This window comes from Aeromonas enterica (assembly GCF_054052465.1).
The window spans coordinates 19,797-32,055 of record NZ_JBSTYL010000008.1 but is presented as its reverse complement, the minus strand read 5'-3'; the positions used below and the strand labels follow the sequence as shown (position 1 = coordinate 32,055).

Sequence of the window (12,259 nt, the reverse complement as noted above, 5' to 3'; positions counted from 1 at the left end):
TCAAGCCTCCTTGCCGTCGGCACCGACCAGGATGGTGGTGTCGCTAAGATATTGGTACGGCGGAATGACCAGGTTCAAGGGTGCAGGCACCCCCTGGAACACTCGACCAGCCATGTCGAACTTGGAGCCATGGCACGGGCAGAAGAATCCGGAAGTTACACCCTGAACCTGTTCACCGAAGTTGTCCGGCAAATAGGAGGGAGAGCATCCCAGATGGGTGCAAATGCCGACGGCCACGAAGATTTCCGGCTTGATGGACCTGTACCCGTTGTGGGCATAGTCGGGCTGTTGGGGTTCGTCGGAGGCTGGGTCGCGCAACTTGTCATCATGGGCGGCCAGGGCATCCAGCGTCTGCTTGGTACGTTTTACCACCCAGACCGGTTTGCCTCGCCACTCCACGCGGATGAGCTGGCCTGGTTCCAACTTACTGATATCCACTTCTACCGGAGCACCCGCCGCTTTGGCTTTGGCACTCGGGTTCCATGACTTTATAAACGGCACTGCGGTAAAAGCAGCTCCTACCCCACCAACGGCGACCGTTGACCAGGTAAGAAATCTGCGGCGACCGGTATCAACTGGCGCATTGCTCATCCAAAAACTCTCCCATGTGGACTCCGCACATTCTTATTGTGTCCCTGTTCCCCTTTCTTCCGTGACAACAGCGGCGGAAGCGGAGTTACAATTGTCACAGAAAAACCGAGGGAATTTTAAAGAAAAGATAACAACTTGACAAGAAAGAGAAGCGAAGGGCAAAAACAATAAATACACAAATATTTGTCTTTTGTGACGTGGTGTTAGCATTGGCGTAGGTAATATTACCAATAAAAAAAGCCTGGCACATGGCCAGGCTTTTTTGACACTCGTGAGAGTGCGTACCAAAAGCGAATTAACGCTTGGAGTACTGCGGACGCTTACGAGCTTTGTGCAGACCGACTTTCTTACGCTCAACCTTACGGGCATCGCGAGTAACAAAGCCTGCTTTACGCAGTTCGGCACGCAGGGTTTCATCGTACTGCATCAGAGCACGAGTGATACCGTGGCGGATTGCACCAGCTTGACCGGAGATGCCGCCACCGTTAACGGTGATGTACAGATCCAGTTTCTCGGTCATCTCAACCAGTTCCAGCGGCTGACGAACTACCATGCGGGCAGTCGGACGGCCAAAGTACTGCTCCAGGGAGCGCTGGTTGATGATGATTTTACCGCTACCCGCTTTGATAAACACGCGAGCAGTGGAGCTTTTGCGACGGCCGGTACCGTAGTATTGATTTTCTGCCATGTTGCCAGTTCCCGATTAGATATCCAGTACTTGAGGTTGCTGAGCAGCATGAGCATGCTCGGCGCCTGCGTAAACTTTCAGTTTACGGAACATGGCACGGCCCAGAGGACCCTTCGGCAGCATACCTTTGACAGCAGCTTCGATTACCATTTCCGGTTTACGCTTGATCAGCTTGTCGAAGCTGATTGACTTGATACCACCCGGGAAACCGGAGTGAGCATGGTACATTTTGTCGGTAAATTTCTTACCGGTTACGTGTACCTTCTCAGCATTTACAACGATGATGTAATCACCGGTGTCAACGTGCGGAGTGTACTCAGCTTTGTGCTTACCACGCAGACGAGAAGCGATCTCGGTTGCGATACGACCCAGAGTTTTACCTTCTGCGTCCACAATGTACCAGTCACGTTTTACGGTTTCTGGCTTGGCAACGAAAGTTTTCATTAAGTTAAACCCAATTACCTGTTACAGACCCAATTGCTTATGGGGGCTCTCCCACAAACAACAAACGATGGCCTACCTGTACCCCTTCGAATACAAGTAAAGCTTAAAGTGTTGCTGTCTTATCGACAGCTGTAACGTGGGCCGGGCGATTATAAGTGAAGTTGCCTTAAATATCACCTGCTAATTTCACTGCCATGAAGCTAGCAAATGTCGCCCGGCCCTACCTGCCGCAGATGCCCATCCGACTGGCAGGCGCGGTATTGTGACTAAGGAAGGTGCACTCTGGCAAGGTATTCGTGCGATTGCATTTCCTGAAGCCGTGAAAGACAACGTTTGAATTCGAAATTCAGCAGCCCGTCCCCGTAGAGTTCTGTCATGGGGACAGCCGCCGACATGATGAGTTTCACGTGCCGTTCATAGAACTCGTCCACCATGGCGATGAAGCGGCGAGCCGCGTCATCCGTGCCCGCCCCCATCGGCTGCACATTGGCCAGCAACAGGGTGTGAAACAGTCGGGCCAGCTCTATGTAGTCGCCCTGTGAGCGAGGAGTGCAGCAAAGTTGCTCGAACTCCATGTAGAGCACCCCTTCCCCCATCCCCAGCGACGTCAATTGACGATGATTGATCTCGACACTGCCCGCCCTAGCCTCTTCCAGCCCGGTCAACTGTTGAAAATAGCGATCCAGATTCGCTTTTGCCTGCTGATCCAGCGGAGAGTGATAAATCTCGGCTTGCTCCAGGGTACGCAAGCGATAGTCGATCCCGCCATCCACGTTAAGTATCTCGCAATGGCGCTCGATCAATGCGATGGCAGGTAGAAAACGGGCGCGCTGCAGGCCATTTCGATAAAGATCCTGTGGCGGTATGTTCGAGGTGGCCACCAACACTACACCGTGACCAAACAACTCTTGAAACAAGGTCCCCAGCAGCATGGCATCCGTGATGTCGGAGACAAAAAACTCATCGAAGCAGATGACATCCATCTCGCCGGCGAGTTTGCTGGCGATGAGCTTGAGCGGATCGGCTTGACCGGTCAGCCCCTTGAGTTCGTCGTGCACCCGGTGCATGAAACGGTGGAAGTGGATACGCAGTTTTCGCGTCCCCGGCAGGCTCTCGAAAAAAGTATCCATCAGCCAGGTCTTGCCTCTGCCCACTCCGCCCCACATATATAGCCCGAGGACGGGTTCCCGGGCCTTGGGCTTTTGCAACCAGCCAAGCAGCCCTCGGGATCTGGTCGGAGTCGGGCTTTGGCATAAATCCTGATAAAGTCGCTCCAGGCGGGTCACGGCCATCGCCTGAGCCGGGTCGGCCACAAAGCCGGGGCGCTGCAAATCCTGCTGATATTTTTGCTGCGGGGTCATCCTGTCAACCGCCTCCAAGTCCCTGAATGAAGGACAAAATGGTATCACGCTCTCGGGGTGCACGGTATAGTGCCATCAAGGCGTAGCGGCCGCTCTGGCCGCATCAACACACATTGATTTAGCTGTAACAAGGAGCATCTATGAGTCTGTTAAACGGGATCCTGCTGGCTGTCGCCGCCTTGATTATTGGTATCATCATCGGGCGTTTCACTGTGCGCAGCCGCGATGCCGGACGTCTGGAACAAGAGCTCAAAAAGGCCCACAAGGAGCTTGAAAGCTACCAGGGCCAGATCAATACCCACTTCGCCGACAGCGCCGCCCTGATGGAACAACTGGCCGAGCAATATCAAACCCTTTATCGCCACATGGCAGAGCAGAGCAAATTCCTGGCCAAGGCACAGGAGCCGCTGTTCCGTGAAGCACTGCTCGACGAGAGCAACGATGCTCCGGCCAATGACGAACCGGGTATACCGCCGCGTGATTATGCCGGCGCCTCCGGCCTGCTGAAACAGTCCAATTAGTTCCCTGCGGAACTAACTGGACTGTATCGTGGTCAGACTTTGACGATTGCATTGCAACTTTTTCTGGGAGCTGTTTTTCATATGCGTAAACCTCTTTCTGTGTTCAGTGTGTTGGCCCTCAGTGTCGGTATCGCTATGTCAGCGGCCCCGGTGCAGGCTGCACTGCCTTCCCTGCTGGCGAACAATCAGGAGATGCCGAGCCTGGCGCCGGTTCTCGAACAGGTCACGCCCGCAGTGGTCAACATTTCCGTCTCTGGCAAAAAAATCACCCGCCAGCGTCTACCAGAACAATTCCGTTTCTTCTTTGGCCCCAACATGCCTGACGAGCAGGTGAGCGAGCAGCCCTTCCAGGCGCTGGGCTCCGGCGTCATCATAGATGCCAAGAAGGGCTACGTGATCACCAACGCCCACGTGGTACACGAGGCGGACGAGATCAAGGTCAACCTGAAAGATGGTCGTGAGTATGCGGCCAAGAAGATAGGTGAAGACAAGCAGTCCGACATCGCGCTGCTGCAAATCAAGGCCGAGGATCTGGTGCAGATCAAGTTTGCCGACTCCGACGAACTGCGGGTCGGTGACTATGCGCTGGCCATCGGCAACCCGTTTGGCCTGGGCCAGACAGTCACCTCAGGTATCGTCAGTGCCTTGGGCCGCAGTGGCCTCAATATCGAAAATCTGGAGAACTTCATCCAGACCGATGCGGCCATCAACTCCGGCAACTCGGGTGGCGCCCTGCTCAACCTGCGCGGTGAGCTGATCGGCATCAATACCGCCATCCTGGGCCCGAACGGTGGCAACATCGGCATCGGCTTTGCCATCCCGTCCAATATGGTGCGCGATCTGTCCGAACAGATCGTCAAGTACGGTGAAGTGCGCCGTGGCCAGCTGGGGATCACGGGGACCGAGCTGACCTCAGAGATCGCCAAGACCTTCGGCTACAACAAGAAGGATGGCGCCTTCGTCAACCAGGTCATGCCCGACTCCGCCGCCGCCAAGGCAGGCATCAAGGCAGGCGACATTATCATCAGCATAGATGGCAAGGCCATCCGCTCGTTCGGTGAGTTGCGCGCCAAAATAGCGACCATGGGGGCCGACAAGCAGGTCGCCCTGGGGCTTATCCGCGATGGCAAGGAGCAGACCGTCAAGGTCATCCTGAAGAAAGCGGATGACAGCGAGATCCTCGCCAGCGTGCTGCACCCGGCACTGGAAGGGGCCAAGCTCAGCACCACCGCCGAACCTGTTACCGGCGTGGCCGTCTCCGATATCGATCCGCGTTCCCCTGCCGCCGCTTCCGGCCTGCAGAAAGGCGACATCATCATCGGGGTCAATCGTCTGCGCATCAACTCGCTGGACGAGCTGACCAAGGCGCTCAAAAACAAACCCGAAGTGCTGGCACTGAACATACAGCGCGGAGAGTCCTCTCTCTACCTGGTGATACGTTAACTCCCTCACACCCGCGGCCCTCGCCGCGGGTGATTTTTATCCACCGATAGTGTTATTCTCTGCGCGCTGCATGTACGGATGAGAATGACATGAAAATCCCACCTTTGATCAGTTACTTGGGCAAGTCTGTCGGCTTCGGTCTAACCGTGGCGGCTCTCCTGTTGCTGCTGTTTCCCGATTTCCGGGGTGGTGCCCAGCTGCCCGGCATCATCACCAATGCTCGTGAGCTGAGCTTCTCCTATGCGGCCCACAGGGCCGGCCCTGCCGTCGTCAACATCTATACCCGCAGTTTTGCCCGCAATCAGGGCAACCAAGCCGAACTCAGGCCCCAGGGGCTGGGTTCCGGCGTCATCATGAGCCAGCGTGGCCATGTGCTGACCAATTACCATGTCATTGCCGACGCGGACCAGATCATAGTCGCGCTGCAAGATGGCCGCGTGTTCAGTGCCGAGCTGGTCGGCACCGATCAGCTGACCGATCTGGCGGTGCTCTACATAGAATCGGACAACCTGCCGGTAATCCCGCAGGATCCCGAGCGGCTGCCGGATGTGGGGGATGTGGTGCTCGCCATCGGCAACCCCTACAACGTCGGCCAGACCATCACTCAGGGCATCATCAGTGCCACCGGCCGGATCGGCCTCTCCAGCATGGGGCCGGACAGCAATGGGCGGCAGGACCTGTTGCAGACCGATGCCGCCATCAACGAGGGCAACTCGGGTGGCGCCCTGGTCAACGCCCGCGGTGACCTGGTCGGTATCAACACGGCCGCCTATCACCTCAACGGCAATCAGGAGAGCTATGGCATCAGCTTCGCCATCCCCTACAAGCTGGCCAAGCGGATCATGGACGAGCTGATCGCCAACGGCCGGGTTATCCGTGGCTACCTCGGCATTTCCAGCGTCGAGATCAATCCCATAGTGTCCCGCATGATGAACCTGGGCGATCTGCGCGGCCTGGTGGTAGAGAGCCTGGATCCCAACGGCCCGGCGGCCAAAGGCGGACTGAAACGGGGTGACGTGCTGCTCAAGATCAACGGGGAAGCCATCAGTGGCGTGCGTGCCGCCATGGACAAGATCGTCGAGAGCCGCCCCGGCACCAAGCTCACCATCTCGGTGTTTCGCGATGGCAAACCACTGGAGGTACAGGTCACCATAGAAGAAGACCTGCGCTACCAGCAAAAACAGCAGAACAAGGACAATGCCAACGCAAGTGCCGCGGCTGCCAGCTGACGCTCGGCGCTCTCCACAACAAGGGCGGTATCCCGCCCTTTGTCATCTCAGCCCCCCCTTATTTTCCTTGCCATCCGTGAGGCCACTCACAGTTTCCACCAAGTCTTATCGGGCCAACCCCGCTGGTCCAATGCGTTATCGATCACACTAAGTCGGCCCCAATAAGCCCCCTTTCCCCCTCCAACGCACAAAAACCGTCATTTTCAGCCCAAGTGCACGGGAATTTCCGCTTCAAATCGGAAAAACGCTGCCTCCTCTGTACGCCCCTGCCGGCTTAGGGTAAGGCCATCCCTTCTGCCAGCCTTGGAGAGCAGACATTGCAAACAGAGACTCATGACCAGAACCTGACCCCGGACAGCCAGGCATTGCTGCGCCAGACCGACCTGATCCTGGCGCGCATCCACCCCCTGCTCGGCGAGCAGGGCATTCGTCCCAATGAGGTGCAGAAACAGATGCTGGCCTCTCACGTCAAGGCCATGGTGTGGCGCTCCCATAGCGGCGAATCCCTGCCGGAGGTCGACCTCAGTCTGTTCGAGGAGATCTCCCCTCTCTCCTTGCGACTGGCCGAACAGGTCGTCGCCTGGCTGGACAAGCTGGCCTATGAAGAGGCGCACCTCTTGTCCGTCCATTTCGAAGTCGCCAAAGAAAACGAACTCAGCTCACTCAAAGGAGATATCTAAATGTCAGCCATCAAACTCGTAATCGGAGATCGCCTCGGCAAGGGTCAGAAAGTGGGGGCCGGGGCAGAAACCGCCGGCGCCAGCGTGACCGTGATCCCTGGCATGGCCGCCGACATGAAGCTCGGTGATGTGATGAACAAGGAACAGGCAGATCTCGGTATCTCTTTCTGCGGCAGCGGCGGCGCCGGTGCCATCACGGCCCAGACCAAGTATGGCTACAAGTGCCGTTACGGCATGCGCTCCGTCGAGGAGGGTGTCACCGCCATCAATGACGGCTGCGTGGTGCTGGGCTTCGGCTTCATGGACAAGGAAGAGCTGGGCCAGAAGCTGGTCGAAGCCTTCGCCAAGAAACACGGACGCGTCTGATGAAAGAGAACTTCACCACCCAGGTCATCGTCAACGGCAAGGGGGCGACCCGCCAGCAGGCGTTCGCCGCCGCCCTCAGCCAGGTGCAGCACAGCCTGCTCAAGGACAACCCGCGCGTGATGCTGCGGATCGAACCGGTCGAGGTGCAGGTGCTCAAGGCCGAAGAGTCGGTCCGGGTGGAGAAGTTCCTGTTCTTCTTCCTGCCGCGCCAGCGCCGCGAGTTCCGCGTCCAGCTGGAGATCACGGTCAAGGTCACCAGCCTGGACGCCGAGCAAGTGACGTTCACTCTGGTGTGACACCACCCGCTGGCACCACCTCACAAGAAGGATACTCTGGATGTTTCTAATCATATTTATCAAGTCACTCATCATCGGCGGCCTGGTGGGCGTCGGGGTGGGAGCTGGCGCGGCACGCATGTTCCACGCCCCAACCGTACAAGGCATGGGCGCCTTTCGTACCCTGGGTGAGCTCAACTCCTGCGAAGGGGATCCCGCCTCCCACTTCTCGTTCGGCCTGGGCTTTTTCTTCAACGCCTGGGCCTCGACCGTGGCGGCCGGTGCCTTCACCCAGGACGTGGATCACCGCATCATTCCGCACTGGGCCACGGCCGCACTGCTGGTCAAGAACCGGGATCTCGCCACCACCCTGCACGACCCGAAGAAGATGGCCATCGCCGGCGGCATCATAGGTGCCATCGTCGTCACTTTCCTCAACAGCACGGCCGCCGCAGTGCCGGAAGCCCTGCAGGTCACCGCCGTCAAGGTGCTGGTGCCGGCTGCAAACCTGCTGGTCAACACCGTCATGCCGGTGATCTTCTGGCTGGCGGCCATAGAGGCGGGCAAGAAATCCGGCTTCTGGGCCACCATCTTCGGCGGTCTGGCACAACTCATCATGGGCAACGCCGTGCCGGGTCTGGTGCTCGGCATCCTGATCGGTAAAGGGGTGGAAGAGAGCGGCTGGAACCATGTCACTCGCGTGATGATGGGCGCCATAGTGCTGCTGTTCGTGCTGAGCGGATTCTTCCGCGGCTTTGACATGAAATTGATTGAATCCTTCCACATGGGCATTCCCCTGTGGCTGGAGAACGTCCATAACCTGCTTAGCGGCAAATAAGGGGCCACCACATGGATGAGAAATTGAGAAACAACTTCTGGTACGCCGACTGGTCCTTCCCCATCTTCGTCGGCCTGCTCTCGGCCGGCGTCTTTGCCGGGACCCACATGTACTACTTGTACGGGGTCGGCGCCTTCAACGAGGTGGCCTTCGTCGCCATGCTGAAAGCCGGCATGGACACTGGAGCCTACGGCGCGGTGGCCGCCTTCGGTGCCAGCTTCCTGTTTGCCCGCATCATAGAGGGCTCCCTGGTGGGGATCCTGGATATCGGCGGCGCCATTCAGACCGGGGTCGGCCTGGGCGTGCCTGCCCTGCTGCTGGGTGCCGGCATCGTCTACCCGGTGGAGAACTTCGGTGCCTCGCTGGCGACCGGCATGACCATAGGGGTCGCCATCGGCGGCATCATCATCCTGGCGCGCAAGTTCACCATCAACCAGAGCAACTCCACCTACGGGGCGGATGTGATGATGGGCGCTGGCAACAGCTCGGGCCGCTTCCTGGGCCCCCTGATCATCCTCTCCGCCATGGGTGCTTCCATCCCCATTGGGCTGGGTTCCCTGCTGGGTGCACTGCTGTTCTACGTGTGGAACAAGCCCATCACAGGCGGCGCCATCCTCGGTGCCATGCTGCTCGGTACCTTCTTCCCGGTCGCTCTGGCTTAATCACAGGCCGTCTCTCGGGCGGCATTTAAGAACCTGTTTGCGCTCTGTCGCGAGAGGTCGTCAGCAAGGTGAAGAGCAGCGCAGGAACCGGAGCGTATAGATTCCGAGCAGCACATGAGCCTTGATCACGGCCTCGCAGTAAGAGCGCAAGCAGGTTCCAAGAGGGATATCAGCATGTACGACATGATCATCAGAGCGGGACGCCAGGGAAATGGCGAGCTCATCGATATCGCCATCCGGGACGGCAAGATAGCGGCCATCGGCCAGCTGCAGGCAAGGACCGAGGCGAAGCGAACCCTGGATCTGGCGGGCCGGGTGCATGTGAGCGCGGGCTGGATCGACGGTCACACCCACTGCTACCCCGCCTCGCCCATCTATCACGATGAGCCGGACAAGGTGGGCGTCGAGTCCGGCGTCACCACCGTCATCGATGCCGGCAGCACAGGCGCCGACGACGTGGACAACTTCCAGCGCCTCGCGTCGGGCTGCAAGACCCGGGTGCACGCCCTGCTCAACATCTCCCGCATCGGCCTGTTGCGCCAGAACGAACTGGCGGATAGCCGGGATCTGGACATGGCACTCACCTCGGCAGCCATTACCCGTCACCCCGGCTTTGTCGTCGGCATCAAGGCGCGCATGAGCGGCAGCGTGGTGGGCGAGAACGGCCTGCAGCCGCTGCGCATGGCCAAGGCACTGCAACAGGCCCACGGCCGGCTGCCACTGATGGTGCACGTGGGCAACACGCCACCGGATCTGGACGAGATTGTCACCCTGCTGGGGGATGGCGATCTGCTGACCCACTGCTTCAACGGCAAGCCCAACCGCATCCTGACCCCGGCCGGCGAGCTGCGCCAGGCGGTGCGTGGGGCGATGCAGCGGGGCCTCTTGCTCGACATAGGCCACGGCGGCGCCAGCTTCAGCTTCGAGGTGGCGGAGCTGGCCATTGCCCAGGGGATACTGCCCCACACCATCAGCTCCGACATCTACTGCAAGAACCGCATCAAGGGGCCGGTCTACAGCCTGGCCCACGTGATGTCGAAGTTTCTCGCCATCGGCATGATGCTGGAGCAGGTGCTCGCCTGCGTCACCGACCAGGCCGCCGATGCGCTGCGCCTAGCCGGCAAGGGACGACTCGAGGTGGGCGCAGATGCCGATATGACCCTGTTCGAACTGGCCAGCGACCCAACCCTGTTTATGGATACCGAGGCGCACTCGCGCAGCGGAGACCTGCAACTGCTTCCCCTCGCCGCCCTGGTGGGCGGTGACCTGGTTCTGACTCACTATGGGAAATCACACCATGCCTTCTGTTTATGAGAAATATCAGCTCAAACCCGTGATCAACGCCTCAGGGCGGATGACCATTCTCGGCGTCTCCACCCCGGAGCAGGAGGTGATCGATGCGGTCAACTTCGGCCTGGGCCACTACTTCGAAGTGAAGGATCTGGTCAACAAGACCGGCGCCTACCTGGCCGGCCTGCTGGGAGTGGAAGATGCGGTGGTCATTTCATGCGCCAGCGCAGGCATCGCCCAGTCGGTGGCTGCCGTGATAGTGCGCGGCGACCCCTATCGGCTCGAACATCTGCACGCCCATGCCCACGAGGTGCCGAGTGAAATCGTGCTGCCCAAGGGACACAACGTCAACTTCGGCGCGCCGGTCGGCACCATGGTCAATCTGGGGGGCGGCAAGGTGGTGGAGGCCGGCTACGCCAACGAGTGCTCAGCTACCCAGCTGGCCGCCGCCATCAATCCTAATACTGCCGCCATCCTCTACATCAAGTCCCACCATTGCGTACAGAAGAGCATTCTGTCGGTGGCCGAGGCGGCCGAGGTGGCCAAAGCCCACCAGCTGCCGCTCATCGTCGATGCGGCTGCCGAAGAGGATCTGCGTCTCTATTACAACCAGGGGGCGGATCTGGTCATCTACAGCGGCGCCAAGGCCATCGAAGGCCCCACCAGCGGGTTGGTGCTCGGCAAACGCCAGTATGTGGAGTGGGTCAAGCAGCAGGCCAACGGCATCGGCCGGGCCATGAAGGTGGGCAAGGAGGGGATCCTCGGCCTGACCCACGCCATCGAGCGCTATCTGGAAAAAGAGAAAGAGAGCGATGCCGCCATGGTCGCCAAGATGAGCCCCTTCATCGAGCGCCTCAACCAGCTGCCCGGCGTCAGCGCCAAAGTGGTGTGGGACAGCGCGGGGCGCGACATAGCCCGCACCGATATCGCCTTCGACCATGCCCGCATCGGCATGACGACTGTGCAGGTCGTCACCCGCCTGCAGCAGGGCAATCCTGCCATCTACTGCCGTGGCTACAAGGCCAACGAGGGGCATATCGAAATCGATGTGCGCAGCGTCACCGCCCCCCAGCTCGACCAGATCCATGCCGCCATTGCCAACCTCGTACAGGAGAATCGTTGATGTCCTTAACTCCCAACTACTACCGTGACCGTGTCTGCCTCAACGTACTGGCAGGTTCCAAAGATAATGCCGTTGACATCTATGAGGCGGCCGAGGGCCACGTGCTGGTCGGCGTGCTCTCCAAAAACTATCCGGATGTGCCCTCTGCGGTCGCCGATATGAAGGAGTACGCGACCCTTATCGACAACGCCCTCTCCATCGGGCTGGGGGCGGGCGATCCACGTCAGTCCGCCATGGTGACCGAGCTGGCTCGCCAGCTTCAGCCCCAGCACGTCAATCAGGTATTCACCGGGGTCGGCGCCAGCCGGGCGCTGCTGGGCCAGCCAGAGACGCTGGTCAATGGCCTTATTTCCCCCACCGGCACCCCCGGCATGGTAAAGATCTCCACCGGGCCCCTCAGTGCCCAGCAGCTCGACGGCATAGTCCCCATCGACACCGCCATCACCCTGCTCAAGGACATGGGCGGCAGCTCAGTCAAGTTCTTCCCCATGGGCGGCCTCACCTGCCGTGATGAGTATCAGGCGGTCGCTGAAGCCTGCGCCCGTCACGGCTTCTGGCTGGAACCCACAGGCGGCATCGATCTGGAGAACTTCGAGGAGATAGTCCGCATCGCGCTGGACGCCGGTGTCGAGAAGGTGATCCCCCACATCTACAGTTCCATCATCGACAGCGCGAGCGGTCAGACCCGTCCCGAGGACGTGCGTACCCTGCTCGCCACTGTGAAACGACTGTTGGCGTGACGAAAGAT

General features: G+C 59.3%; 15 protein-coding genes. 11 read left to right on the top strand and 4 right to left on the bottom strand.

Going from position 1 to position 12,259, the window contains the following annotated elements; genetic code table 11:
- The 4 genes from petA to zapE form a co-directional block, all read right to left on the bottom strand.
- Window positions 1-591 (bottom strand): ubiquinol-cytochrome c reductase iron-sulfur subunit, encoded by a 591-nt coding sequence (gene petA / locus ACW5XD_RS10700; RefSeq protein ID WP_005305890.1) that lies wholly within the window; start codon window positions 589-591, stop codon window positions 1-3.
- 295 nt (window positions 592-886) lie between these two features.
- Window positions 887-1,279, bottom strand: a complete 393-nt coding sequence (gene rpsI / locus ACW5XD_RS10695; RefSeq protein ID WP_042019610.1) for a 30S ribosomal protein S9 — start codon at window positions 1,277-1,279, stop codon at window positions 887-889.
- Window positions 1,280-1,294: 15 nt separating this feature from the next.
- On the bottom strand, window positions 1,295-1,723 hold the full coding sequence (gene rplM / locus ACW5XD_RS10690; RefSeq protein WP_042039071.1) for a 50S ribosomal protein L13: 429 nt from the start codon (window positions 1,721-1,723) through the stop codon (window positions 1,295-1,297).
- A gap of 266 nt (window positions 1,724-1,989) precedes the next feature.
- On the bottom strand, window positions 1,990-3,084 hold the full coding sequence (zapE, locus tag ACW5XD_RS10685; protein WP_456494879.1) for a cell division protein ZapE: 1,095 nt from the start codon (window positions 3,082-3,084) through the stop codon (window positions 1,990-1,992).
- 140 nt (window positions 3,085-3,224) lie between these two features.
- Between zapE and ACW5XD_RS10680 the strand changes: the two genes are divergently transcribed.
- From ACW5XD_RS10680 to dagF, 11 genes are all read left to right on the top strand, one after another.
- Window positions 3,225-3,605, top strand: coding sequence for a YhcB family protein (locus tag ACW5XD_RS10680; protein ID WP_456494878.1), 381 nt, complete (start codon window positions 3,225-3,227; stop codon window positions 3,603-3,605).
- An 81-nt stretch (window positions 3,606-3,686) separates the two neighbouring features.
- A complete protein-coding gene (locus ACW5XD_RS10675) occupies window positions 3,687-5,048 on the top strand; it encodes a Do family serine endopeptidase (RefSeq protein WP_042867873.1) in 1,362 nt (453 codons plus the stop codon).
- 89 nt (window positions 5,049-5,137) lie between these two features.
- Complete coding sequence (degS, locus tag ACW5XD_RS10670) at window positions 5,138-6,277, top strand: outer membrane-stress sensor serine endopeptidase DegS (protein ID WP_456494877.1); 1,140 nt, start codon at window positions 5,138-5,140, stop codon at window positions 6,275-6,277.
- 317 nt (window positions 6,278-6,594) lie between these two features.
- Window positions 6,595-6,957, top strand: coding sequence for a transcriptional regulator (locus ACW5XD_RS10665; RefSeq protein WP_456494876.1), 363 nt, complete (start codon window positions 6,595-6,597; stop codon window positions 6,955-6,957).
- Window positions 6,958-7,323, top strand: a complete 366-nt coding sequence (locus tag ACW5XD_RS10660; protein ID WP_042039079.1) for a glycine-rich SFCGS family protein — start codon at window positions 6,958-6,960, stop codon at window positions 7,321-7,323.
- A complete protein-coding gene (locus tag ACW5XD_RS10655) occupies window positions 7,323-7,619 on the top strand; it encodes a DUF4312 family protein (protein WP_042867865.1) in 297 nt (98 codons plus the stop codon). Before ACW5XD_RS10660 ends, ACW5XD_RS10655 begins: the two co-directional genes overlap by 1 nt.
- Window positions 7,620-7,659: 40 nt before the next feature.
- Window positions 7,660-8,436, top strand: a complete 777-nt coding sequence (locus ACW5XD_RS10650) for a DUF4311 domain-containing protein (protein ID WP_456494875.1) — start codon at window positions 7,660-7,662, stop codon at window positions 8,434-8,436.
- Between the two features lie 11 nt (window positions 8,437-8,447).
- Window positions 8,448-9,098, top strand: a complete 651-nt coding sequence (locus ACW5XD_RS10645; RefSeq protein WP_456494874.1) for a DUF4310 family protein — start codon at window positions 8,448-8,450, stop codon at window positions 9,096-9,098.
- 174 nt (window positions 9,099-9,272) lie between these two features.
- Window positions 9,273-10,412 (top strand): amidohydrolase/deacetylase family metallohydrolase, encoded by a 1,140-nt coding sequence (locus tag ACW5XD_RS10640; RefSeq protein ID WP_456494873.1) that lies wholly within the window; start codon window positions 9,273-9,275, stop codon window positions 10,410-10,412.
- Window positions 10,396-11,511, top strand: coding sequence for a DgaE family pyridoxal phosphate-dependent ammonia lyase (locus ACW5XD_RS10635; RefSeq protein WP_456494872.1), 1,116 nt, complete (start codon window positions 10,396-10,398; stop codon window positions 11,509-11,511). The genes ACW5XD_RS10640 and ACW5XD_RS10635 overlap by 17 nt, the downstream gene beginning before the upstream one ends.
- The gene (gene dagF, locus ACW5XD_RS10630; protein ID WP_456494871.1) at window positions 11,511-12,251 is read left to right on the top strand and encodes a 2-dehydro-3-deoxy-phosphogluconate aldolase; all 741 of its coding nucleotides are present in this window, start codon (window positions 11,511-11,513) and stop codon (window positions 12,249-12,251) included. Before ACW5XD_RS10635 ends, dagF begins: the two co-directional genes overlap by 1 nt.
- The last annotated feature ends 8 nt before the right edge of the window (window positions 12,252-12,259 follow it).

What these genes read in the sequence shown, in the direction of transcription:
- petA (WP_005305890.1), bottom strand. Translation starts at nt 591, where the DNA reads ATGAGCAATGCGCCAGTTGATACCGGTCGCCGCAGATTTCTTACCTGG.
- rpsI (WP_042019610.1), bottom strand. Translation starts at nt 1,279, where the DNA reads ATGGCAGAAAATCAATACTACGGTACCGGCCGTCGCAAAAGCTCCACT.
- rplM (WP_042039071.1), bottom strand. Translation starts at nt 1,723, where the DNA reads ATGAAAACTTTCGTTGCCAAGCCAGAAACCGTAAAACGTGACTGGTAC.
- zapE (WP_456494879.1), bottom strand. Translation starts at nt 3,084, where the DNA reads ATGACCCCGCAGCAAAAATATCAGCAGGATTTGCAGCGCCCCGGCTTT.
- ACW5XD_RS10680 (WP_456494878.1), top strand. Translation starts at nt 3,225, where the DNA reads ATGAGTCTGTTAAACGGGATCCTGCTGGCTGTCGCCGCCTTGATTATT.
- ACW5XD_RS10675 (WP_042867873.1), top strand. Translation starts at nt 3,687, where the DNA reads ATGCGTAAACCTCTTTCTGTGTTCAGTGTGTTGGCCCTCAGTGTCGGT.
- degS (WP_456494877.1), top strand. Translation starts at nt 5,138, where the DNA reads ATGAAAATCCCACCTTTGATCAGTTACTTGGGCAAGTCTGTCGGCTTC.
- ACW5XD_RS10660 (WP_042039079.1), top strand. Translation starts at nt 6,958, where the DNA reads ATGTCAGCCATCAAACTCGTAATCGGAGATCGCCTCGGCAAGGGTCAG.
- ACW5XD_RS10655 (WP_042867865.1), top strand. Translation starts at nt 7,323, where the DNA reads ATGAAAGAGAACTTCACCACCCAGGTCATCGTCAACGGCAAGGGGGCG.
- ACW5XD_RS10650 (WP_456494875.1), top strand. Translation starts at nt 7,660, where the DNA reads ATGTTTCTAATCATATTTATCAAGTCACTCATCATCGGCGGCCTGGTG.
- ACW5XD_RS10645 (WP_456494874.1), top strand. Translation starts at nt 8,448, where the DNA reads ATGGATGAGAAATTGAGAAACAACTTCTGGTACGCCGACTGGTCCTTC.
- ACW5XD_RS10640 (WP_456494873.1), top strand. Translation starts at nt 9,273, where the DNA reads ATGTACGACATGATCATCAGAGCGGGACGCCAGGGAAATGGCGAGCTC.
- ACW5XD_RS10635 (WP_456494872.1), top strand. Translation starts at nt 10,396, where the DNA reads ATGCCTTCTGTTTATGAGAAATATCAGCTCAAACCCGTGATCAACGCC.
- dagF (WP_456494871.1), top strand. Translation starts at nt 11,511, where the DNA reads ATGTCCTTAACTCCCAACTACTACCGTGACCGTGTCTGCCTCAACGTA.